This is a genomic window from Vibrio sp. 10N.261.52.C11, assembly GCF_041471405.1.
Lineage (GTDB): Bacteria > Pseudomonadota > Gammaproteobacteria > Enterobacterales > Vibrionaceae > Vibrio > Vibrio crassostreae_C.
In genome coordinates, this window is the sequence record NZ_JBFROI010000034.1 from 45439 (window position 1) to 69095 (window position 23657).

General features: G+C 45.7%; 17 protein-coding genes. 6 read left to right on the top strand and 11 right to left on the bottom strand.

Annotation, left to right across the window (positions count from 1 at the left end; all coding sequences use genetic code 11):
* Positions 1-168: 168 nt before the first annotated feature.
* The gene (locus AB4323_RS14000) at positions 169-1734 is read left to right on the top strand and encodes a YjjI family glycine radical enzyme (RefSeq protein ID WP_372152738.1); all 1566 of its coding nucleotides are present in this window, start codon (positions 169-171) and stop codon (positions 1732-1734) included.
* A 56-nt stretch (positions 1735-1790) separates the two neighbouring features.
* Positions 1791-2705 carry a YjjW family glycine radical enzyme activase gene (locus tag AB4323_RS14005; RefSeq protein ID WP_372103245.1) on the top strand — a complete coding sequence of 305 codons (915 nt, stop codon included), beginning with the start codon at positions 1791-1793 and terminating at the stop codon, positions 2703-2705.
* Positions 2706-2780: 75 nt separating this feature from the next.
* On the opposite strand, the gene AB4323_RS14010 is transcribed toward AB4323_RS14005, so the two are convergent.
* From AB4323_RS14010 to yccS, 5 genes are all read right to left on the bottom strand, one after another.
* Positions 2781-3692 (bottom strand): LysR family transcriptional regulator, encoded by a 912-nt coding sequence (locus AB4323_RS14010; protein ID WP_372103243.1) that lies wholly within the window; start codon positions 3690-3692, stop codon positions 2781-2783.
* Positions 3693-3767: 75 nt separating this feature from the next.
* Positions 3768-5030, bottom strand: coding sequence for a hydroxymethylglutaryl-CoA reductase (locus tag AB4323_RS14015; protein ID WP_372152740.1), 1263 nt, complete (start codon positions 5028-5030; stop codon positions 3768-3770).
* A 161-nt stretch (positions 5031-5191) separates the two neighbouring features.
* Positions 5192-5512: a hypothetical protein gene (locus AB4323_RS14020; protein WP_017060893.1), complete on the bottom strand. Its 321-nt coding sequence runs from the start codon at positions 5510-5512 to the stop codon at positions 5192-5194.
* A gap of 121 nt (positions 5513-5633) precedes the next feature.
* Positions 5634-5819, bottom strand: a complete 186-nt coding sequence (locus tag AB4323_RS14025; protein ID WP_017064780.1) for a hypothetical protein — start codon at positions 5817-5819, stop codon at positions 5634-5636.
* A 332-nt stretch (positions 5820-6151) separates the two neighbouring features.
* On the bottom strand, positions 6152-8335 hold the full coding sequence (gene yccS / locus AB4323_RS14030; RefSeq protein WP_017067021.1) for a YccS family putative transporter: 2184 nt from the start codon (positions 8333-8335) through the stop codon (positions 6152-6154).
* Positions 8336-8512: 177 nt separating this feature from the next.
* On the opposite strand from yccS, the gene helD reads away from it, so the two are divergent.
* Together helD and AB4323_RS14040 are read left to right on the top strand one after the other, a co-directional pair.
* Positions 8513-10588, top strand: coding sequence for a DNA helicase IV (helD, locus tag AB4323_RS14035; protein ID WP_017067022.1), 2076 nt, complete (start codon positions 8513-8515; stop codon positions 10586-10588).
* A gap of 87 nt (positions 10589-10675) precedes the next feature.
* Positions 10676-11026 carry a VOC family protein gene (locus AB4323_RS14040; RefSeq protein WP_017071128.1) on the top strand — a complete coding sequence of 117 codons (351 nt, stop codon included), beginning with the start codon at positions 10676-10678 and terminating at the stop codon, positions 11024-11026.
* A 120-nt stretch (positions 11027-11146) separates the two neighbouring features.
* On the opposite strand, the gene AB4323_RS14045 is transcribed toward AB4323_RS14040, so the two are convergent.
* Both AB4323_RS14045 and torT read right to left on the bottom strand, forming a co-directional pair.
* Complete coding sequence (locus AB4323_RS14045) at positions 11147-11602, bottom strand: methylglyoxal synthase (RefSeq protein ID WP_372152742.1); 456 nt, start codon at positions 11600-11602, stop codon at positions 11147-11149.
* 60 nt (positions 11603-11662) lie between these two features.
* The gene (gene torT / locus AB4323_RS14050) at positions 11663-12691 is read right to left on the bottom strand and encodes a TMAO reductase system periplasmic protein TorT (RefSeq protein WP_029235253.1); all 1029 of its coding nucleotides are present in this window, start codon (positions 12689-12691) and stop codon (positions 11663-11665) included.
* Between the two features lie 92 nt (positions 12692-12783).
* On the opposite strand from torT, the gene torS reads away from it, so the two are divergent.
* Positions 12784-15789, top strand: a complete 3006-nt coding sequence (gene torS / locus AB4323_RS14055; protein WP_372152744.1) for a TMAO reductase system sensor histidine kinase/response regulator TorS — start codon at positions 12784-12786, stop codon at positions 15787-15789.
* Positions 15790-15924: 135 nt separating this feature from the next.
* On the opposite strand, the gene AB4323_RS14060 is transcribed toward torS, so the two are convergent.
* Genes AB4323_RS14060 through AB4323_RS14070 form a run of 3 tightly spaced genes read right to left on the bottom strand, consistent with a single transcriptional unit; the run spans position 15925 to position 19965 of the window.
* A complete protein-coding gene (locus AB4323_RS14060) occupies positions 15925-17505 on the bottom strand; it encodes a hydantoinase/oxoprolinase N-terminal domain-containing protein (RefSeq protein ID WP_372152745.1) in 1581 nt (526 codons plus the stop codon).
* A gap of 4 nt (positions 17506-17509) precedes the next feature.
* A complete protein-coding gene (locus tag AB4323_RS14065; RefSeq protein WP_372152747.1) occupies positions 17510-18634 on the bottom strand; it encodes a DUF917 domain-containing protein in 1125 nt (374 codons plus the stop codon).
* A gap of 5 nt (positions 18635-18639) precedes the next feature.
* On the bottom strand, positions 18640-19965 hold the full coding sequence (locus tag AB4323_RS14070; RefSeq protein WP_017064775.1) for a cytosine permease: 1326 nt from the start codon (positions 19963-19965) through the stop codon (positions 18640-18642).
* Between the two features lie 93 nt (positions 19966-20058).
* Between AB4323_RS14070 and AB4323_RS14075 the strand changes: the two genes are divergently transcribed.
* Positions 20059-20997, top strand: coding sequence for a LysR family transcriptional regulator (locus AB4323_RS14075; RefSeq protein ID WP_017071124.1), 939 nt, complete (start codon positions 20059-20061; stop codon positions 20995-20997).
* Between the two features lie 101 nt (positions 20998-21098).
* On the opposite strand, the gene AB4323_RS14080 is transcribed toward AB4323_RS14075, so the two are convergent.
* Positions 21099-23453 (bottom strand): fatty acid cis/trans isomerase, encoded by a 2355-nt coding sequence (locus tag AB4323_RS14080; protein WP_372152748.1) that lies wholly within the window; start codon positions 23451-23453, stop codon positions 21099-21101.
* Between the last annotated feature and the right edge of the window lie 204 nt (positions 23454-23657).

The following is a 23657-nucleotide window of genomic DNA, read 5'->3' on the forward strand; positions in this document are numbered from 1 at the left end:
TCTATTTCTCTATTTCTCTGTTTCTCATCTCGCTCATAGAAAACTCAACACCGCTAATTTACAAATTATTTATTTCCATTTTGGAAATGTAGTCTTGCATACATTTCATTAGTGGAAATATAACGGTGAGATATAAAATAAGCCCATAACAACACTAAGGGTTTAATCATGAGCCACCAATCTGCGTCATCTACTTCTTCACCACTTTCAGAGCAACAACAACGCTTTAGCAATATCATTTCAGATGCCAACCTGTCACCAAAACAGAAGTCGAGCTATCTTGCCTTAGAAGCTGAAGCCAGCTTACCGTATATGCCGGTAAGCAAAGAAGTAGAGCAAGCCTTACAACAAGGTGTGCTGTGTGACATGTTTGAAGGGCACGCCCCATTTAAGCCGCGCTATGTACTTCCAGATTATTCTAAATACTTACATCAAGGCTCAGAGTATTTAGAGCTTAGCGCGGCAACCAACTTCGATGAAGCATTGAACATGCTTACCATCCTTTACCACCATGTTCCGTCTGTCACTTCAATTCCGGTTTACCTAGGTCAGTTGGATGATGTGTTGATGCCTTTCGTGGGCGACTTAACAGAAGAGCAGGTATACCAAAAGATTAAGCTGTTCTGGATCATGTTGGATCGCACACTGCCAGACGCCTTTATGCATGTGAATATCGGCCCGACAGACAACATTATCTGCCGTACGATTTTACGTGTAGACGCTGAATTGAAGCAAATCGCGCCAAACTTAACCTTTATGTACGACCCAGCCGTGACACCTGATGATCTACTTCGTCATGCGGCGAGCAACATCTGTGAATGCAGTAAACCACATATTGCAAACTATCCAGCGCATGCCGAGGCTTACGGCGATAAGCGTTTTGGTATTGTGAGCTGCTACAACTCTCTGCCGTTAGCGGGTGGTTCAAACACCTTGGTGCGTATGAACCTTAAGCAAGTGGCGTTGAAGTCTGAGGACAGTGCTGATTTCTTACAACAAGTATTGCCGAACTACAGTGGCATCATGGTTGAGTTGATGAACGTTCGAAGCCGCTTCTTGCATGAAGAGTCTAACTTCTTCGAAGGCTTCTTAACCAAAGAAGGTTTGATCGAAGAGGATCGCTTTGCGCCAATGTTTGGTATTTACGGCATGGCGGAAGCAGTCAACATCTTGTTGGAGAAAGAAGGTCAAGCAGGGCGTTATGGTCACGATGAACTGGCGAATCAGCTTGGTCATCGTATCTCTGAAAAGCTGGCTGAGATCGTTGAACGCTCTGAAGTGAAATATGGATTAGAAGGTAAAGCTCTGCTGCATGCTCAAGGCGGTATTAGCTTAGATGAAGATGTGACGCCGGGTGTCCGTATTCCTTATGGTACCGAACCGGATCCTGTCTCTTACGTTCGTGCAACCGCGGGTCACCATAAGTTCTACACCTCGGGCATCAGTGACATTCTGACCATCGACGAAACAGTGAAATCTAACCCTGAAGCGATGTTTAACCTGTGTAAAGGCGCGATTCAAGCGGGTTACCGAGAGTTCACGGCTAACGTTGCATCAAATGATTTGGTTCGTGTCACGGGTTACATGATTAAGCTATCTGACATTGTCAAATATGACGAGCAAGGCTCACGCACCAATACCACCTTTTTAGGTGCCGAAGCTGCGAAGAACACGGGCATATTAGAGCGTAAACCACGCGTGGCGAGTTTAGAGATGTCGCCGACATACGAATAGCTTTAACGTGCGTGCGTTATGTGTATGGTGCGTTTCGAATACGAACAATGTGAATTATGAAAATTTCTGATCTAACAACTCAAATGGCTAGGGTTAAAAATAATAAGACAGAAAAACAAGCGAAGGTCAGCCGTGTGCTGACCTTTTCTTGTGTTGATGGACCGGGAAATCGCCTAGTGCTGTTTCTACAAGGGTGCAATTTCGATTGTATAACCTGCCATAACCCACACACTATTAATCACTGTAACCATTGTGGAGACTGCATAAGTGGGTGTCCAAGCGGCGCATTAAGCTCTGTAGATGGTAAGGTGAAGTGGGATCCGGTCGCGTGTACCAACTGCGATCAGTGCGTCGATATCTGCGACCATAAGTCGAGCCCGAAAATTACCACAATGACGGTCTCAGAGGTTCTGGAGCTTGTCAGGCATAATCAGTTTTTCTTGAGTGGCATTACCGTTTCTGGCGGTGAAGCGACCATGCAGTTGCCGTTTATCATAGAGCTGTTTCAAGCGATTAAACGTGATCCACAGTTAGCGCATCTCACGTGTTTTATTGATAGTAATGGTTCGCTGTCACTTCAAGGGTGGGACAAGGTGTTGCCTTATCTTGATGGCGCGATGATTGACCTAAAATCATGGCAATCGGAAACACATCAATGGTTAGTGGGTAGAGGTAATCATAGGGTGTTTGAAACCATTAACTACTTAGCAGATAAAGGAAAACTGCACGAAGTTAGGTTGCTACATATCCCAAATAAAAGCGATCTTGAGGACGAAATTGAACAAGTGGGGCGTTACTTGAAGACTCTACCAAGTGATGTTCGAATTCGACTCAATGCGTTTCAGCATCATGGTGTCATTGGCGACGCGTTAGATTGGCCGAAATGCACCGAAAAACAGATGCAGAGCTTTCACGATAAGCTCTACACCATAGTTCAAAGACCGATGCAAACTCCTGAGGTTTATACCTAGTCTTTAGATTTCTTAGGCAGTCAATCAGGCTTCTAAGAACGTTAACTTTCTAAAGATACTAAGTCTCTAAAAATATTAAGCTTCTAAAAACAGGTCACACAACCACTTGATCGCTTGATCATTCATGTTGGGCTTGTTCCACACTAAGCTATACGCCACCTTACCGTAATCAAAAGGCAAGGGCTTGCTCACTAAGCCCTGAGCTTGCTTAGCACGCTCAGCCCACTGTTTAGAGCAAGTGAACAGGAAAGGCGTGTGGTGACACAACACAGCCGCAGCGCCGAAGTCCGCGACCGATATCGCCATCTCTCTTGGCTTATGACATTGAACTAAGTTTTGCTCAAAGTAAGGCTGAGACAGTTCGTTATCTAAAATCCCAATGTGCTTGTAATCTAAGTAGCCTTCAATTGTCAGTTCTTGTTGAGCAAGAGGGTGATCTGCGCCCATCAAACAAACCATTTCGTCTGGAAGAATTGTTTCCCAAACCAGCTCTTTGTTATCGGTCGGCGGCTGAGATATATCATGAGGCAACAAGATCAAATTGACCTTGCCACTGAGTAAAGCATCGAAGCCGAGCTGTTGTTTCGAATAGATGTTGAGCTTCGCGCTTGGCGCGAGCTCAGTGGTAATTTTACTTATCTTTGAGGCAAATACTTCGAAAGTACTTTCACGCATCGAAAGTGAAAAACTGCCTTGGTACTCTTGAGGGGTAAAACTCTTTTGATGAAGCAGTCCATTCATGCTTGAAAGAATTGCGTGAACAGTGGGCGCTATCTTCAGAGCAAAGGGAGTCGGGATAAGCTTGGTACCATCTCGATAGAAAAGCTCATCATTCAGGATGTCACGCAACTGAGACAGGGTTTTGCTTACACTCGAAGGGCTGACACAGAGTTGCTCTGAGGTCTGAGTGACGCTGTGAGTGTTCAGCATAATATGCAGCGCAGTGAGGTGCTTAAGGCTCACCCTAGATAAGTGTAAGTAATCCATTTATGACTCACGCATTCAGGTTGGCTTGTGATTTTGCATGAACGACAAAACCGAACAAGCCAAATTGGATAAAGGTTATTTACGAGCTAGCTTATGGTGCGCTCTTGAAAAGTGGCCTGCGCAAAATGCGCCCACAATCGATAGTTCACCCGCTAAACACAGTACAGCACAAACTTCAGCGAGTGCTTGTGATTTACCGTTACCATGCAGCCCAAGTAAATCTAAACAGGCTTTTTGACTTGGCAAGCCGGTACCACCGCCGACAGTCCCAACCATTAAGTTAGGCAGTGTGACGCTCGCGTATAAACCGCCTTCTTTGTTGAGTTCCATACGCGTCATACCAATCGCTGACTCTGCGACACAGGCCGCGTCTTGGCCACAAGCGATATAGAGTGCCGCCAACGCATTCGCATAATGGGCATTGATACCGATAGTACCACTCAAAGCGCCACCGACTGTGGTCATTTGGCCAAACTGGACCATCTTCTCTGGTGTCGTGTGTAGGTACTTCGCGACAAGCTCTGCAGGGATATTAACCTCAGCAGTTACCTTTTTGCCACGAACGCTGCGCAAGGTTTGGGTATTGGCTTTCTTATCGCCTGACAAGTTGCCATCAAGGAAAGCGTGGTCAGGCTTAACTGGCGTATTTTCGATGATGTACTCAAACACGGCATTGGTTGCGATGGTCACCATATTCTGACCAGAAGCGTCTCCGGTTAGAAATTCGAACACCAAGTAAACATGGTTACCTTCGATGTTGATATTAATGTCGGTCAGCTTGCCGTGTGATGTTGTTGATTCTGCCAAGATCTTGAACTGGTCATACTGAGTCACAGCCCAAGCCACAAACTGTCCGGCTTCAACTAATCCTTGAAATGCAAAGCCAGGAGTACGTGTTACGCCTTCATTGAGCAACATAGCACTTGCGCCACCACAAGCCGTAATCAGCTTAGAACCACGGTTATAAGACGCGACAAGCGCAGCTTCTGTGGTCGCGAGTGGTACGAGGTAATCGCCCGTAGCAAATAGGCCATTGACTCTTAAAGGGCCAGATATTCCCACAGGGACTTTAACGGTGCCAATAAAGTGCTCAATGTTTTTCTCATAAGCTTGGATCTGGCTTTGTGTATGAGGGTCGAGCAGTTCTTGCTGTGAATCTGCATTATCGAGCGCTGTCCAGCGACGTGTGAGATTCTTTTCTGTCAGGTAGGGGCTAGGTGTCAGCTTATTTACTGGCTTTTCAAAATGAGGCTGAAGCTTTTTTTCTAATTCGTCTGCGGAGATGTCGCCTCCTAAAATAGAAACATAGTCACGGCGATGCAGATTTAGTTTTGGCATAAATAGTATGAAGTAAAGTTTGTGCAGCAAATTGGTTTGCGCTGATTCTACCGAGTAATAAACCAGAAACAAGCGCCTGATATAATGAGTTACAGTTTGTGTGGTTGTTGAAGCAAAAAGCAGCGAAGTTTCGCGAAATATAGGCTGTATTTGAGCGAAATTTAGATATGAATGTCGAGAAGGCTACCGATGGCTTCGTTTTGACGATCAACCACACTTGCACCAACGCGGTTATAACTTGCGCTTTGTGTCAGTTTAATCAAGGAATCGGTTGAAGATGAAGCAGGTTCAGGTTCTTTGTCTTTAAAGGAAATGGCTTGTTCAGGCTCTATTTGATTAAAGCTGAGATCGCTAGCTTCGAAAGTGTCGTCGGATTCTAGAGCGTGTTTGGAGGCTTGGTTGAGCTCGATTGCGGCTTCTTCAGCCATGTTGGTGGATTGCTGAATAATGGCGTAACCAGATTGAATACCAGATATCGACATATCAGAACCTTTTATTGACGTATGAAATGAGTCTAGGCGGACGATATTTTGAGCGCAATGGTGAACAGATGAAATTTACGGTGAAAATGTGAACTTAAGCTAAAATAGTGATGTCTGTCTATTAACTGAACAGGTCATTTAGCGCGTTTAACTCTTCATCAGTAAGCAAAGAAGGCTTCTCTGTTTCGAGGTTGCCGTCGATCTCACCCTGAAGTGCTTTTAATTGTTGTGGGCTAAGAAGCTGTATTTGCTGCTTAAATGCTTCAAATTGCTGTGTATTCATAGTGTGACCTTTGTTCAAATTCATATGCTCTTTAGAGCATAGCCTACTGATTCAGGAAATCAAACAAGATTAAGTGAATTTTAAATGATGTTTGAAGTTTCTTGAAACTAAGACAACTATAAATTCCTGTGGTCGTTTTTTGTCCGAGAAATGTTAGGAAAAGTTAAGGCTTGGTCAATCAAAGTCAGAAAATTCCTACAATGTAAAAACGCCTTCAACCCTTGTGGCACAAGGGTAGGTAAGTAATTTCTCTACCCAATTAGGGGTATGGGTAAAGCAATGTATAAATATTTGTGATGATCAAAAGATAAGCAATTGGCGTTATCTTTTTGTTTTTACGGTATTTTGTTTGTTGCTCAAGAAGCTTCTGTTTCAAACGACTTGTCGATCTTAACCTTAACTGCAAACTTGGTCGCTAAGGTATGCAGTTCTGGAAGCATTCGATAGATCAAATGGAGCTGTTGTAGAACCATTTTGACAGAATTCTCATCTTCTTCTCGCCATTCACTCAAACGTTTATCCAGCTCCGGGTCATAAGCGTTTTTCACTTCACAATGCTCTTTATGAGAATAGAGTTGATCATTTAGAGCGTCGAGATGCTGGTGGATTACTCTGTGCGCATCTAGCACCAGTTTGTGTGTCGCTTCATCATCAATACGCGTTCTGTGAGCACCCAGAGCCGAGATATAGCTAAGTAGAGCATGATTGAGTGTTAAGAATCGGAAGCTCTCATCTTCAGAGGTGCGGTACTTACCCGGTTCAACCAACATGCTACTGATCGCGGCAGTCAGGTTTGCATCATTATTATGCGCACTACGTCGAGCGATACGATAGTTTAGGCTATCTTTCTTACCGACACGGTATTGGCCGATGATCTGAGCGAGATAGTTCTTATTGGAATCGAGCGCATTCGCCATCACTTTGTGCAGTCGCTTCGACTGCCAATCAGGTAACACATAAATGACAGCAAGCACGGCGAGAGCACAACCAATAAAGGTATCCGCTAACCTTGGCAATACTACCGCGTAGCCTTCACCTAATTGGTTAAAGCAGAAGAGCACAAGCAGTGTGATAAAGCCGGTCGCAAACCCGTAGTTATTGATTCGAAACGCAAAGAACATCACGCCACTGATCACAATGAACACTAATTGGCTCTCTTGCGACGGGAAGAAAGTCAGTAACGGTACTCCGATCAATAAGCCTGCGACCGTGCCAATGACACGCGCCGTCAGTTTTTGACGGGTTGCACTGTAGTTTGGCTGACACACAAACAGTGTCGTCAGTAGAATCCAATAACCTCGTTCGATATCAAAACCCTGGATAATCCCGTAGCCCAGCGTCAAAGTGATCGCCATGCGAATCGCGTGGCGGAATAGCATAGAATCGGTGTGCAAGTTAGCTTTGATCTTGTGCCACATTGCCGTCAAAGTATGAGGGTTGGTATCGTCCAATACACCTTCTTCAATCTTCTCTGCATCTGGGTTGCTGATATTCGAGAGCTGTTTTTCAACGGTTGCTAGGTTATTGAATAAGTAATCCAACTGGTTCAGCAGTGATTTCCATTTAGGATTATTCTGTTGGTGCAGATGATTGAGCGAAGACATCAGCTCATCGAGTGCCAATACAGACTTGTCACCATGCTGGTATTCAGCGCCAACTTTCAACGAGCTCGCCACTTCTTTACACGCAGTGGCCTGCGCTTCCAGTAGATACTTAAATCTAAACAACACGTCAGAGCGCTCAAAGTGTTTTGCTAGCTCTTGATAGCGATAGTGGCTAGAGCTGACGCGTTCATGAATATCTTGTGCGATGAAGTAGGTGTTAAGAAATCGGTCACTAGGGCCGTCAATGTGTCCGCGCTTAGAGCGATTAAGCAGCGTCGCTTTACACATGTTGAGTGCGTTAACGGTACTCGCGTTGAGTTTGGCTTCAATGATTCGGTGTGGCTGGGGAATCAAGTCAGAAACGGGGTAGAAGAGTTCCGCTTTTGAATCGATGTAGTTACCGATTTGATCGAATACCGTGGCTAAGTTTTGCTGCACGGGTTGCATTGGCCACACTATCTGCCAAATCATCGACATGAAGTAGTACCAAGCGGCGCCAGTTAACAGTAGAAGCGGTTGAAACCAAAGGTTGGTGCTCTCGTGTGCACCAAGCATGGTATAGATGGCAACCAAGAGAGAACCAAACGCGATACTCGCGTATTTAGGGCCAATTGCCCCGAGAATGATAAAAGAGAAGGTTGAAACAAAAAGCCCGATCGCGAACAGCCAAGGCGTATCGAAGAGAAGCTCAATAGAGAAAGCCGCAACGGCGAAACAGATAAAGGTCAGCGTGAGTGCTTTCAAGCGCCCGGTAAAGCTGTCATCACTTTCCGCAAGAGCCGCAGCAATAACGCCTAAGATCAAAGGCGTGATCAGTGTGTTTTGTCCATAATACCAAGCAGGCACCACCACGCCGAGCAGAGTGATGAGAATTAATACGCTGTAATTTATGGTTTTATTCGCCCAATAGAGGCGTAATTTGGCTGAAAAGTCCACAGTCGCTCACTTGACACACTAAAAACCATAATCCTAACAGAAATCAAGCACAAGAATTTGATACTTATCCATAATTGCCCGTAGGTGGTCATGAAAGCGTCGATAAGATATGAGATATTATTAATTCTCATTGCATCATGATATAAATTCAATATTCCCAATTAAGAGCACACTCCAATGCAGCTAAGCGCTAACAAGACTGCACAGTTTTTTATTCAAAATGAATATCATCAGGTTGAACTTGATGGTCCACGCTTGCTGTTATCTTCAGTAGGCAGTGAAGAGCGTATCCCATTTACTATTTGGAGTGGCAAGATCGCGATAAAGCGCGGATTGTTCTGGGGATCGCTACAATTTTTTGCTAATCAACAAGATGGAACACAGCGCAGTTGGTTAGTACAAGGCTTACCTTGGGATCAATGCCGTCAATTTGCACGCGCGTCAGTTAGTGCTTATCAGAAGTGGCACGACACTCAATGTGAACAATTGGCTGAACACGTACCTCAGTGGGAAGCTGAATTAACACGTCTTGAGCAATTACCAGCCTTTCTACCGCATTCTAAGGTCAACACTTGGGTTGATATGGTCAACTCAGGCTTAGAGAGTATGACAATGACGCTAGAAGAGGCCGCACAACGCATGCCAAACCGCATCGCAAGAATGCAGCCATGGTTATCTGAAACGGAAATCAAGCAAGCTGAAAGAAACCAGCAATGGCTAGAGACCGAGCGAAAAAACTGGGAAGTGTTGTTTGCGCAATGTGAGTCGTCACCACTGAACTTATCGCAGCAATATGCGGTGTTGATGAATGATGATCACAACCTTATTTTAGCGGGTGCAGGCTCGGGTAAAACCAGTGTTCTAACGGCTCGCGTCGCGTATTTACTACAAAGCCATCAAGCTCAAGCTGAAGAGTTGCTATTGCTCGCTTTTGGTCGTGAAGCGGCAGAAGAGATGAAGCAACGTCTCGACAGCAAAATTGGTTTATCAGCAGAGAAGGTGCAAGTCAGCACTTTCCACCAGTTGGGTTTAAAGATACTGAATCAAGTTGAACCCGAACGTGTGGTTATTTCTCCTTTAGCGCTCGATGACAACCAACGCCAAGCATGGTGCATTGATTGGTTGAAGAAGCACTGGATGACACCGACCAACTTTAAACGTTGGCAAAAGCATTTGTCTAAATGGCCAATCGCTTATTTAACCGGTGACGATGAGCTTGGTAGCCACGTTTCAAACCTCAAATTGATCGGTTGGCTTGAAAAGCAGCTAGAACAGTTGAATGCGTCGGGTTTAACCAAAAAAGAAGTACAGCAACAGCTGATTGATCACCGAGACTATGCGCGCCTCAACAGCGAGCTTTCACTGTGTTGGCCATGTGTAACCGCGTGGCAAAAGGAGCTGAAAGAACAGAATCATATCGACTTCTCAATCATGATCAGCCGAGCGACTCAGTATGTCGAGAAGGGCAAGTTTATCTCACCTTGGAAGTTCATCATGATCGATGAATACCAAGATATCTCACCTGATCGTCTTGCCTTGGTTGAAGCACTGTGTAATCAGTCTAAAGCCGAGCATCAAGCCTCTATTTTTGCAGTAGGCGATGACTGGCAGTCGATTTACCAGTTTGCAGGTGCGGATGTGGATTTGACCACGGGCTTTAAGGATCGTTTTGAAAGCTCGACCATTCATCACCTAGATACGACTTACCGCTTTAACAATCAGTTAGGTGCGGTGGCTAATCGCTTTGTACAAGAAAACCCAATTCAGATTCCGAAAGAACTGAACAGCTTCAAGCAACAGAAGCAGAAGGCGGTGTACAGTGCGCCAAGTAAAGAAGTTGAGAAGATTCTTGATCAACTGAACCGTCAATCCAAAGGCAAAACCAATAAATCGGTGCTGCTACTTGGACGTAATCATTACCACAAGCCAGAGTTGTTGGAAGACTGGAAGAAGATCTTCACTTCCATTGATATCAAGTTCATGACTTGCCACGGCAGTAAAGGTAAAGAGGCGGACTTTGTCATTATTCTTTGTGTTGACGAAGGACAGTTCCCGACCAAGAAGAAACAGCTGCATATTGATGGCGCATTGACTGAATCATCAGACGCGTTCCCTTATGCTGAAGAGCGTCGTTTATTCTATGTAGCAATGACGCGGGCAAAAGAGAAAGTATGGATCACGCACAGTGGCGACGGCTCTGGCTTTGTGCAGGAGCTGCATGGTTCTGATTACCCAGTTGTTCGTAAAAAGTGATGTTACTTGACTTGATTGTCTAAGATTAGATCTTCAATCCCTGCCCTAATATCACAAGGCAGACGCATAAAGCATAAGGAATTTGCTATGGAACACGGCTCTATTAACTACATTGAATTTGCTGCGAAAGACATCGCCGCAACTAAGGCGTTTTTCAGCCAAGTGTTTGGTTGGAGCTTTGAAGACTATGGCCCTGAGTATTCTGCGTTTGAAGGCAAAGGCTTAATGGGCGGCTTCTATTTGGCGGATCTGGCGTCGAATACGGATAATGGCGCGGCGCTGATGGTTTTTTATAGCCAAGATCTTGAGCAAACCGAGCGCGATGTAATTGATGCTGGTGGTCAGATAAACCGTGAGATCTTTAGCTTTCCCGGCGGCAGACGTTTCCATTTCAGAGAGCCAAGTGGCAACGAGATGGCAGTGTGGAGCGATAAATAGAGAGACTCTCGCACTGTTTTATGATTGAACTGTTTAATGTCTGAAAACGAGACATAAAAAAGCCTGCGATAAAATGCAGGCTTTTTAGTCTGTTCAGTAGAGAGCACATTTAACGTGCGATTACGTGCGCTCAGCTAGGTACGCTTCGTAGTCTGGGACCTCGATGATTACTTCTTCTTCAAGCAGTGAAGAGTTAAACAAGAAATTAGCGGTAGCGCGGTTAGTGGCCACAGGAATGTTCCAAACACTTGCGATACGAAGCAGTGCTTTTACGTCTGGGTCATGTGGTACAGCATTAAGTGGATCCCAGAAGAAAATCAGCATATCGATCTTGCCTTCAGAGATAAGCGCGCCAAGTTGTTGGTCACCGCCCATAGGGCCGCTGATCATGCTCTTGATTGCTAAGTCTGTCTCTTTACTTAGTAAAGAACCAGTCGTGCCCGTTGCGTAAAGGAAGTGCTTTTGTAGTTTTTCTTTGTTCTCTTTGACCCATCTTAGTAGCTCAGGTTTGAAGTGGTCATGAGCGACCAAAGCGATATGCTTATGTGTTGGCATAGTGCGCGTCGTTTTTTGCATGAATGTTCCCTAAATTGTTGTTTCGTTTTTATTGTTTTGAGTTCTTCAGCCAATATAGCACTAAGGATTCACACTGAATACCGGACGAAACTCAGAAGGTGACAATGAGTCGGCGATAATTTGATCTTTGAGAGTTGCAGGTGTCAGCGCTTCGATAATCGGTGCGCTGTGTTGCTCGTAAGGTTGACCGCGTAAGTAACTCGTGGCTTGTTTTACCGACAAGCGACCTTGCTCAACCATTTTATCGGTTGGCGCAAAAAGTACCTTGTTACGAAGTAAACCACGGTAGGTTCCGTGACTTAAGTAACTCGAAATTAACCCAATCTCTTCGGTTTTATCGGCCGCTCGTAGCTCACTGATCGCTGCTTCAATCGCGACGGCACTTCCGACTATATATTGGATATCCGGCTCCTCGATCACCTGTTGTACTAGGTTTCTTTGCAGTTCTTTATCGTTATCTGCCCAATAGCTGATCGCGATTTTGATATCACTCGACTTGATCGCATCATAAAACCCCAGTGCCACAGGCTTAGTGCCGCCACTCGCTTGTGGGCCAAGTAACAGGGCGATAGGTGTTTCGCCTGATCCTTTCGGGTGTCGTTTCGACAAAAAATCTCCGACTTGGTATCCCATTTGGTACCAATCGACACCGACCGTACCTTTTAATACCTTCTGTTGTTCTTCATTGACGGTTAACTCATTTACCGTAGCAAACACAGGCGTCGAGCCAACCCAATCGCTGAGATTGTCATGATACGCATCGGGTGAAACCGTACCTAAAATAATGGCATCGGCTCCCCATTGCGTGCAAAGCACCAGTTGCGAGGCTTGTTTGGCCACGTTGGGGTAACCGCCAGCTTCCAATACTCTTAGCTCAACTTGCTGCTTTTCTGCTTCAGAGATCATTCCATAGTTTACCGACAACCAATAAGAGTCTTTGAGGTGCGGATAAATGGCACAGATTTTCTCTTTTTGTGATGTGGCATTGGCGGGTTTTATTGGGCTCAAAGGCTCACTAGCACCTGCGACAGTAGTCACTGAGGCCAGTAGTGAGAGAAGAATTATTGAAGCGAAAGGTCTAGATAGCATGAATTGCCGTTTTGTTGGTTTTAGATAAGAAACACTGCAAAATATAGCGTATTCTGCATGGGTAAAGAAGAACGTTTTAAGGTTTAGAGTTTATGTTGTTAGCTTCAGCGAGTATTGGACGCAAGCTGCTGGCCTCATTCTTAGTGATGGCACTGTTGGTTCTATTGTCTGCATTGATCGGTGTTTCTGGTTTTAGCTTTGTAGCCAAAACGGAAAGAAACGTCGTTGATTCGGCGCTTCCTGCCATGATCGAAGCTCGTCAGGTTTCTGAGTTGAGTAACCGTATTATTTCGTCAGTACAAACACTTTCTAATGCGAGAAACGAAGCTGAAAGAAAAGAGGCTGGCACCGTACTGTTTGACCAACTTGAGTCGCTTCTTCAACATATCAAAGAGCTTGGTGTCGACAGTTTCGATTCTCAGCTCCTCAATAAACTCGAAAACAATGTTCAAAGCGTTATTAACACACTGGCTGAGTTGGGTGTGTCGGTTGAGCGTAAGCTTTGGTTAAGCAAAGAGTTGTCGTCTCGTGTCGAAGAGATGCGCCTATTGGCCGAAGAGCTAGAGCAGTTGACGCGAACCCAAGTTTTGAACACGGCTACCATTGCGGTTGCTAACGTCACGCATATCTATGACCTGCTAGAAACCAAAGAAACGGATAATGCCTACCAAGCCTTAGATGCGCTTGTAGAGGTTGACCTTGATTTGTCTGAGCGCCTACACGAATTGCATTTGCTGGCGTTCAAAATGCTTAACCAAATTGAAGAAACGCAAACCGTTACCAACGTAGAGCGTATTCATCAAATCCAATCAGAATTTGAATCCAACCTAAGAATCATGGCGCGCCGAGTTAAAGCGGTCGAAGATCCTACTCGTTCAGCGCAGATGTCTCAGCTTCTAGAAGAGCTCAGAAAACGCCAAGTCGTGTTCGATATTTCATTAGAACAATATGAGAACACCAAAAAGTCAGAGTTTCTGATGCAAAATACGTTGGAGCTGTTCTCTCAGCTGAATACAACGGTTAACCAACTGGTTGATGATTCAAACCGCAGTACCAAAAAAGCGGTTGATGAGCTGACCAGCACGTTGAATTTGGCTCAATGGTCACTGTCTGTGATTTCGGTTATTGGTTTGGTTATCGTTGCATTTATCGTGTGGCGAGTGGTGTATATCTCGGTTGTTAAACGTCTTACTGAATACTCATCGGCCTTGATGTCTATCGCACAAGGTCGCCTGAATATTGATATCTCGGTAAAGGGTAATGATGAGCTGGCTCATATGGGCGAGGCGATCATCACTGCCAGAAACACCGCGCAGGCGCTACAAGTGGTTGCGGTGGGTGAAGCAAAGGCGAAACGCGAACTTGAAGAGCACAAAGAACACTTAGAAGAGTTGGTCACAGACCGAACCTACCAGCTGCAAAAGACCAATGAGAAGCTGAACATCGAGGTAGGGAACCACGCTAAGGCTCGTAACGCCGCAGAACAAGCAAGCCGCGCAAAATCCGCTTTCCTTGCGACGATGAGTCATGAAATACGAACGCCGATGAACGGTGTATTAGGTACTGCAAGATTGCTCAAAGATACCGGGTTAGACCCGCTGCAATCCGGCTATGCAGACATCATTAACCGCAGCGGTAAGAACCTACTCGCGATTTTGAATGACGTGTTGGATTACTCAAAGATTGAAGCAGGGCATTTAGAAATCCGCACTGCTTCGTTTGATCTTCATCAGATGGTTCAAGATACCTACCAATTGATGGAAGGGCGTGCCGCTGAGAAGAAGCTGAACTTTGATTTCCATATTGAAAGTGATGTGCAACGCTATTGGCGTGGTGACGTAACGCGAATCAGCCAAATCTTGAATAATTTGGTCGGTAACGCGATTAAGTTTACGGAAAGTGGCTCGGTCGATATCTTTATCAGCTTAGATATCGAAGATGAAAATCGAGTGATGTTTGAAGTGTCAGATACAGGTGTCGGTATTGATGCTAGCGAACAAGCTTGTCTGTTTGATGCCTTTACCCAAACCGATAGCGGTCGCAACAAAACCGGCGGCACAGGGCTTGGATTAGCGATCAGTAAAAGCATCATGTTGGCAATGAACGGGGATATTGGCGTTCATTCTGAAGAAGGCGAGGGTAGCCAGTTTTGGTTCTCACTGCCACTTGAAGCCGGTGAGAAGATAGAAACGAAAGTACCGGTCATTGAAGCGTGTATTCGAGCTAAAGTACTTCTGATTGAAGATAACCCCGTAAACTGCATCGTTGCTGAAGGCTTCTTGCATAACTTGGGGCACGAGGTTGTGATTGCGACAACCGGACAAGAAGCGAGAGCCATATTCAGTGAGCAAGAGTTCGATATTGCGCTGGTGGACATTAACTTACCCGACTGCGATGGCGTCGAGTTAATTCAACAACTCAAAGACGATGCGCTTCAGCATAAAAGTGAAGAAGACGTAATTCGAAAAGTACCCCCAATGATCGCAGTATCGGCTCATGTGTTTAACGAAGAAGTGGAAAGCTATTTGTCGTCTGGCTTTGATGGATTCTTACCTAAGCCGTTAGAGAAGGAAGCATTATCGGAATTGATTGTTGAGCAGTTGGACGGTCACACGCTGTTGCTGCCTCAGCCGGATCCGTCAGATGCTGTTTGCTGTCAGCTAAACTCTAAACCTCAGGAAACCGAGCTAGACTTATCAGCATTGGCATTTGCAAGCTCGACACAACGAGCAAACCAAGACGCGGAACATAATCAAGGAGAACCGATTGTGCAGATGATTAACCCTAAGATTATCAAAGACGACTTGGCCATTCTCGGTCGAGAAAAAATAGTGCAGATTGTTGGGTTGTTTGACCAAAGCAGCCAAGTCACTCTCGATGAACTGATTGTGGCAAGTGCCGCTGACAACGCTCGTGAAATTAAGTCTTTAGCTCATAAACTGAAAGGGTCTGCCGGCAGCCTAGGATTATCTGCACTGTTTGCTTTATGCCAGAGCATTGAAGCGAGCGAGGATCCATTACTTCAATATCGCGATAATGCAGACTCATTACCTGAATTGGTGAAAGACTCGTTAGCAGCGCTCCGAGAGCAACTATAGAGTGGCTATTGGGCGGAAAGCCCCAAAATAAGAACAGAAAACAAAAAGCAGGCTATTTCTCCGTTTTAATATGAAGAAGTGACCTGCTTTTTTATTGTCGAATAAGAATCTAAGTAAGGCTTTCAAGGAACGGCTCTAAGCCATCTTGATATGTCCAGCAGCTTTGATCTTAACGTGAACCATATTGCCTTGTAGGTAGCTTAATGGAATCTCCCTGCGTTCAATGATCGCGACATTATCGCTGCATGCGCCAGCTTCAATCGCGAGTTGCTTTGATTGCGCTTCCAAGCCCTTTAAGGTCTCTTCACGTGATGCTGGGTCAATCGGTACGATCTTATCGAATTGACCTGATATTTCACCCAACGCAACACCAATCGCATTAGCCACTTCAAAGTGCTCAGGACGAACCACTTGGCTCACACCTTCAAAATGATCTGGGAATAGGGCACTACCACCACCAACCATGATTACGGGTACACTCGCCGCAGAGGTCTTCATCTTATCGATGCCTTCTTCAACATCCGTGACCATTTGTTGATAAATCTTGCTTGCTTGTTCGGCTGAAACACCAATCTCATCACTCAGTTGATGTTCTGCCTGCCACTGCATTTGTCCTGTTTTGAGTGCAATATCGGTGAGCGTAAGTTCATCACCACCAAAGCTACGCGCCGTTTGCGTCAAGGTATGGCCAACACTTTCTGGGCCTAGCTCTATACGCTGCTGTTCAAAGCGAACCTTGGTACCACCACCAATGGCTAACGCCAAAATATCAGGCATACGGAAGTTGGTTCTCACTTCACCGATTTCTACTGCTAAGCTCGATTCTCTTGGGTAGCCGTGAGTCAGTACGCCGATATCAGACGTAGTGCCGCCCACATCGACCACAATCGCGTCTTTTAACTTAGTTAAGTGACTCGCTCCACGAATCGAGTTTGTTGGCCCACAAGCCACGGTAAGAATCGGGTACATCAATGCGAACTGCTGTGACATCAGTGTTCCGTCGTTCTGACCGAAATAAGGCGTGGTGTGGATTTCATGATTGATGAGTGCACTGCAAAAGCCGTCAACGAATCGTTTTGCTGTCCCTTGCAGAGCCGCATTGAGGATAGTGGCGTTCTCACGCTCTAAAAGCCCTAAACTGCCCACTTTATGGGATAACGATAGGTTCACGCCCGGAAGTTCTTGTTGAATCCATTCTGCTGCTTGAAGCTCCTGGTCGCCGTTGACGGGAGAGAACACTCCGCAGATAGCAATGGAATCCACTTGGCCTTTCATTTTCTGGCAAAGCTCGCGGATCTCAGACTCTTGAATGTCGGCAATCAACTGGCCGTCATATTCATAGCCGCCGTGTGCTTGGTAGAAGTGCTGACCAAGCAGGTTTTGCCACGCTTCACTCCAACCACAAAGGGGCGGGACGCTATCACCACTGGGAAGCGCTAAGCGAATCATGCCGACTCTGTCTAAGCCTTTTCGTTCAACGATTGCGTTGGTGCATTGAGTGGTGCCAAGCATCGCGTGTTTCACTTGCTTACCGTCAATGTTCGCTTGGCTTAGTAGTGCAGAAATCGCGTTATCAATCCCGGTTGAAATGTCATGTGTGGTCGCAGTTTTTACTTTAGCAATCACATTCAAGTCTGCGTCGAGCAGCACACCATCGGTATTGGTGCCACCTACGTCAATGCCAAGACGGCAGTAATCAAGCGTAATGTTTGTCATGCGACTACCTCTTCAATGCAGACTTTAGTTGTTCAATGGTTTGATACTCGACTGTGTAGCCAAAGTAACCCGGCCCTGCGACTTCGATGCCTTTATCTGTGCGCCATTTCGGGTCGCAAGGGTAGGCGATAAGGTCGATGCGCTGTCCGTAGCGAAGCTGTTCGGTTGTGATTGGCTTACCGGTTTCATGGTCCAAGATCGAAATAAGATCCGGTGTTGATGCCAGCAGATTATCTTGGTTCATGTCTGCGCGGCTTGTCCCTTTGTGCGCGAGAAGCAATTCGTTTTGGAACTGCACAAACACGTTATCTACGCCGGTATCTTCAAACTGAGCCAGCTTTTCAATTACGACACCACCTGTTGCAAAGCCACCATCGGTTTCACGTTGAATATCAACAATCTTGCCACTGATGATGGTATGGCCGCCGACAATGTCTAATACGGCCTGTGTGCCACTTTGATTGTTGTCGTTTGCCAGTCTAATCGCTTCACCAATCTTCATTGCTTGGGTCAGTGTTGCGGGCAGTGCGCTACGTTTTAGGTTCTTACCGTTCATTGGGTAATCGCACATTGCTGCAGAACCGCCCATCTGTTCGGTGATCGGTCTAGCAAACCTTTCAGACCAAATACCGTCAATTGGGTAAAGTGTGACGACATTGCCACGCTCATCGGCCAATGTGTTTGGAGCAGAAGGGAGACCATCAAGAAAGAAGGTCACCATCTGAGCTTCTGGGAACGCACGTCCCATCGCATCACAATCGATCACAGGAATGCTCTTTTGTGCTGCAACGAGAATTGGAATCAATGAATTGAAGCCGCCTACTTCGATAGGAAACGTTGCCGCCACTTCAGTGCCGAGCGCTTTTTCCATCGCTTCGAAAGCAATCAACATTTGATCTTTCGAATTGAGTTTCTCTACTGCGACGGTTGGTGCGCCAATCATTGAAGAGGGCACTGTCATCCAATCGTCTTGCACGTCTTCTAAAGGAATCATGCGTACAGGGTGCTTTGCCGTTGCAATGGCTACTTTCGCCATCAAGGCACCGCTGTATGGGTCACCGCCGCCGCCAGTACCTAATACCGTCGCACCCAGCGCGATATCATCAATCATTTGTTCAGTAATAATCACAACTACTATTCCTTATCACTTGAAGGAGAAAGCTTCATTAGGGCGAGGTAAATCACACCAGCGGCAAGAATGCCGTCTAACGCCGAGATGCTGGTGAACGAAAACAGGTTGAAAAACTCTGGTGCAGTACAAGCGCTGAATGCAGTACCAAATGCCCAAGAAGCCAAGCCTTTAAACATCCAAGCTGGAACTTGTTGGATGTTCTCAAAGCTCATTTTTGTCGAATCTAAAACATAATATTGAACGATGTAGACACCCGCAGCAGGCGCAATGGTTACGCTGAGTAGCATTAAGAAGTCGGTAAACTTGTTCACCATGCCGAGTTGAGCAATGCCAATGCCGACGATGGTCATGATCACAACCAGAACAGGGCGCGGAATCTTAGGTAGAACCATCGACATGCATAAGCCGCCAGAGGTCAGGTTGCTACTGTTGGTCGTCCATTGTGCGAACACCAGCACGATGATAGCTGCCATGCCTAAACCTAAGGTGAAGAAGACCTCAACTAGGTCGTCGGTGCCGGTCATTTTGGTCAAGATCAATGCGATAAGAATGATGGCACTGTTGCCGACGAGGAAACCGATACCCGCTCCTAAAATCGCATCACGGCGTGTTTTGGCGTAGCGAGCAATATCAGGTGCAGCAACCGCAGCTAGAATCCAGATAGACATAACAAAAGAGATGGCTTGGCCAAGCGTCAAAGGATCTTCAATCGATGGCGCTGCGCCACCTTGATAATCAGCAGCCATAAACAAACCGATGGTAATCAACGTCACCATCAATGGAACAGAATAGGTACTGAGTTTGCCTAAAGCACGAACGCCATAGATAGCCGTCATCATCATTAACACACTGCCGCCAATAAGAGCGGTGAGGTGTGAAATTATGATGTCGTATTTCGCCAGTGCATCGACCATGATGAAAGCGAAGAAATCAGCCTGGAATGCGAACCAGCCGACTAATGAGATGCCGTTGATGAAGCCAAGAATTTTACCGCCGTTACGGCCAAATACCGCGCTGCTCACCAGCGGGGTAGACACGCCAGCTTGAAAGCCAATGTTGGCACACAGCATCGCGATGATCGCCAATAAGCCTGAACCAATAAACGTGGCAAGCAGTGCGTCTTCAAAACCAATACCGCTGCTTAGAATCGAGCCGAGAAACAGTCCCGAAATGTCGATGCCGATTGCCAACCAAATAAGGCTGATGACCCACCAAGATCGTTTGGCCTTCTCGGGAACGGGTTCCAACTCGAAGTCATCTATCTTTTTGTGGCTGTGTGTTGCTTCGGGTTTATTCACGTAAGCTTCTGCCGCCATAGTGCCATCCATGCATTGTTATTCCATAAGTGTGAATAAAGCATACTGATGTATTTATTGTTAATAAATGAATATAATCAGATGTAAACATAACAAAAAACAAATGTGAGTGGCAAAGTGAATCCAAACAATAAGTTAGATAAAAGAGACCTACGTAGATTAGAGCTTTTTTGTGAAATTGTTGAACAAGGAGGCATCAATCAGGCGGTCGCAAGCACTGGGATTAGTCAACCAGTGCTGAGTAATCAGCTTATTGCCTTGGAAAAAAGCTTAGAATTAACATTATGCCAACGTGGTCGACGTGGTTTTAAGCTGACTCATGAAGGTGAGCAAGTGTATAAATATGCGAACCAACTAAAATCGACCTTAACCGACTTCGCTTATAAGTTACGAGGTGTACAGACGGAACTCTCTGGGCATGTGCGAATTGGATGTTTGGATAACACCGTCACTTTGCCTTATAACCCACTTCCCAAAGCGATCGAGACGTTTTACCAACGCAGTAACAGTGTTGAGGTGAGTGTTGATGTCGGGGATTTCACCCAGTTGAATGAGAAGTTAGCAAAGAACCAGATTGATATGATGATAGTGGTTCTAGGGTCACATCAAAAATCAGCGTTTCAACATAAATACCCACTTTTTGAAGAGCACAGTTATCTGTATGCGCGTAAGGATCTGGCTGAGAAGATCATGGACAAGGATTTCTCATTGGATGGCTGTCGTATCAACATGGGCGGCTATGCCAAAGATGAGATGTTCCGATTACTGAATATTGAGCAGTACGATTCCGTAAAGCCTTTTGATGGCTGGCATGTCGAGTCGGGTGTAATTTTAACCTTGGCGGGCACACACCTGAGTTTTTTACCGTCTCATTTAATCGACCGTGGCCATTATGACCAAGCCTTGATTCCGCTTCAGCCCGAGAAGTGGAGCCTTAAGAGTCAGTTTTATGTGGTGTTGAAGCAACCTGTAGATTCCCTTTCCCCCGCCGCGCGTGCGTTTTTTGATGAGCTACACCAACCGGAAGCATCGGATTCAATATAGAGAACTCGTCGCTTCTCAATAGCACTTAAGATACTTTCTCATATACAAAAAATCCTCTGCCAAGACAGAGGATTTTTGCTTTTATGCTTTATGAGTGAAAACTAACGGTTCTCGAAGCGGTTGTAATCCAACAATCCGAACTCGATCGGTTGGTCTTGTTGATACCAACGATGCACGCGATCACTGAATGGCCAGAACTCGCTAGAACTGCGTCGTACCGCAAACTTATCTAGCAGCGCCACGTAGTCTTCTTCTGTGCTTAAGTTTTGCAGCGTTTTAACCAGAGTAGGAATCTCGCTCTCGGTTAATGATAGGTAAGCCGCAGGGTAGCTACCGACAACGCCTCGTACGAGGGTAAGGTCATCATTGGCGTAATCACGGTTACCTTCTTCATTAAACAAGCTAGAAATGTTGCTGTGCGCGTTATTGTGAATCATGGTGAACAGTTGCTCTTCGCCGTTTTCGCCTTCAATCATGATCATCACTAATTGAGGCACATGACGCAGGCCTTCGCCCTTTATCAAATTCACTTGGTTAAGCAGTGCTTCATTCTTCCTACCAAAACCTGTTTCAACAATCTCAAAGCGATTATCGAGAACAGGTGCGAGCTTATCTTTGATCATATCAAGCAGTTCGTGTTTCGGATCCGCCGTTTTGTAAACCACGCTGGTCGGCTGATCAAAAGGTGCAATGTTTCGCTGCAAATAGTCACTCAGTTGTGCGCTTTGGTTCTGGTACCAACTAGAGTGTTCAATGTGACGAACGTCTTTAGGAAGAAGGCTTAAGAAGTTACTCTCACCTTCAAGACGCAAGAAGTCCATGAACATGCGTGTAATCAGCTGGTGGCCAAAGTTGCCGTAAACATCGAAGCCTGCAACGAGAAGATAATGAATACGCTCTAGAAGAGCATAATCAAGAATCCACGCAGTCTTAGGTTGCGTGCCAACTAACCCTTGTACAACAGAGGCGCTATCGAAGTGCCTAAAGACGGTGAGAGCAGCATTCGGGTTGATGCCATCGCCATCCCAAATGATGCCAGTGTCTAGGTGGACGCCACTCTCGAACCATTGGTTAGTGAAGTCTGATTTCGCGTTTAGGTATTGCGCTTGTTGCTTTGCGTATCTTACCCAGTTGGTCACAGGTACGGTGTTACTTTTTAGTTCGCTAGGTAGCTTTAAATTTTTCTTTTGACTTGCGTAGAAGGCGTTGATTTCCGGAACATCGGCTTTCTCTGGGTCGATGAAGAAAACCCAAAAACGGTCGTTAATTACGTTCAAGGCAAGTTGACCACGACACACAGGTCCTTTGATGTAGGCCATGATGGTGTTTTGCGCGTTATCTAACATGAAGTTGAAGCGCGAGTTTACTGGCAGCGCTTCAAATGATGTCATTGGGTTTGCTGAAACATCGATGTCGTAACTAGGTAGTTGTTTTACTTCGTAATTTACGTCGACAAACCAGGTATTCCACTTTTGTAGACGCTCTTTATTAAGTGCGAAAGGCATGTGCGTTTTGTCGACGATAGTGCCTTGTTCTGGAATCAGACGGTAGTAAACACGGTCTACTTTTGGATCGTCATAAGGGCGACGAGTCGTGATGCGCTGTACCGCTTCACCTGGTGGTGTTGCAGAGCGAACAACAGTGAAGAAGCGTGTTGGCTGAGCTAAATCAGAAAAATAGACATGAGATAAAAACAGGTGCTCGTAGATGTAACGTGCTGAAAGTTGACTCTTATTGTCGCTCTTGTTTAAAAAGCTTTCGTAGACATTAACGAGCTCTTGTTCTGCATCAGTCAATGGAATGTGGTCGTTCATTAACGCGCCATTTTCCAACCAACTCATTAAAGTCGCGTATTCGGTTTTGTCTAAGTTTGGCATCCCATAAGGCATTCCCCAAGTTGGGTAATCTCTCTCGTATTGAGCGTATTCTTCAATGGTTGGGCACTGTTGGTCGCGAGCGATTGAAAAGTCGAAACCTTCAAGCTGGGTTTGATCGGGCAGAGGGTGATTCTCTTTCTGGATCAACATACGAGAAACAAGACCAGCATCGAGGTTAGCCGTTGAGTTCTGCATACGCTCATTGAGGACAGGATGAAAATCCGCATCGCGCCACTCTTGCGTGGTTAACGCATCTTCAAACAAGCGAGTAGGGGCTGATGCCGTTAAGCGGGTGCCTTGATAAACGAGTGCCTTGCTCGCGCCTCGGTCTATACCTTCCACTGAAGACATTTTGAGTTGGCAAGGGGCGTCATAACAAGCGTGACAAACCACGCATCGGTTATCAATGATGGGCTTTACTTCGTCAATGAAGTGCTGCGCTTGAGCTGAAAGAATAGGTGCTTGGCGATCGCGTACTTGTTGTTCACCAAACAGTTCGTCGAAGTTTAAACCCGCGTAGACGGCACAACCTGAGAAGACGCTAACAAAAGCTAAAATGAAGAGTTTTTTCAAATTCATACGTATTTAAATATTAGGCATTTTCTATAATTATATCGGAAATGATTGAAAATGCTCATGTTCTAACAATTTTGTAGACAAGATCTTGATGGGACGAGTGACTTGTCGATGCGCGTCACTCGCTAGTGCTCAGAAATTGGTGTTTAGACTTAGCTAGATTTAAGTCCCAAGAGCTAAAAGCTAGCAGTTAAGAGTTAAGAGTTA

Excerpts from the sequence above, each read along its gene's own strand:
- torT (WP_029235253.1), bottom strand. The coding sequence starts at position 12,691 with ATGCTATCTAGACCTTTCGCTTCAATAATTCTTCTCTCACTACTGGCC.
- AB4323_RS14045 (WP_372152742.1), bottom strand. The coding sequence starts at position 11,602 with ATGCAAAAAACGACGCGCACTATGCCAACACATAAGCATATCGCTTTG.
- helD (WP_017067022.1), top strand. The coding sequence starts at position 8,513 with ATGCAGCTAAGCGCTAACAAGACTGCACAGTTTTTTATTCAAAATGAA.
- AB4323_RS14080 (WP_372152748.1), bottom strand. The coding sequence starts at position 23,453 with ATGAATTTGAAAAAACTCTTCATTTTAGCTTTTGTTAGCGTCTTCTCA.
- AB4323_RS14005 (WP_372103245.1), top strand. The coding sequence starts at position 1,791 with ATGAAAATTTCTGATCTAACAACTCAAATGGCTAGGGTTAAAAATAAT.
- AB4323_RS14010 (WP_372103243.1), bottom strand. The coding sequence starts at position 3,692 with ATGGATTACTTACACTTATCTAGGGTGAGCCTTAAGCACCTCACTGCG.
- AB4323_RS14070 (WP_017064775.1), bottom strand. The coding sequence starts at position 19,965 with ATGGATGGCACTATGGCGGCAGAAGCTTACGTGAATAAACCCGAAGCA.
- AB4323_RS14020 (WP_017060893.1), bottom strand. The coding sequence starts at position 5,512 with ATGTCGATATCTGGTATTCAATCTGGTTACGCCATTATTCAGCAATCC.
- AB4323_RS14025 (WP_017064780.1), bottom strand. The coding sequence starts at position 5,819 with ATGAATTTGAACAAAGGTCACACTATGAATACACAGCAATTTGAAGCA.
- AB4323_RS14060 (WP_372152745.1), bottom strand. The coding sequence starts at position 17,505 with ATGACAAACATTACGCTTGATTACTGCCGTCTTGGCATTGACGTAGGT.
- torS (WP_372152744.1), top strand. The coding sequence starts at position 12,784 with ATGTTGTTAGCTTCAGCGAGTATTGGACGCAAGCTGCTGGCCTCATTC.
- AB4323_RS14040 (WP_017071128.1), top strand. The coding sequence starts at position 10,676 with ATGGAACACGGCTCTATTAACTACATTGAATTTGCTGCGAAAGACATC.
- AB4323_RS14000 (WP_372152738.1), top strand. The coding sequence starts at position 169 with ATGAGCCACCAATCTGCGTCATCTACTTCTTCACCACTTTCAGAGCAA.
- AB4323_RS14015 (WP_372152740.1), bottom strand. The coding sequence starts at position 5,030 with ATGCCAAAACTAAATCTGCATCGCCGTGACTATGTTTCTATTTTAGGA.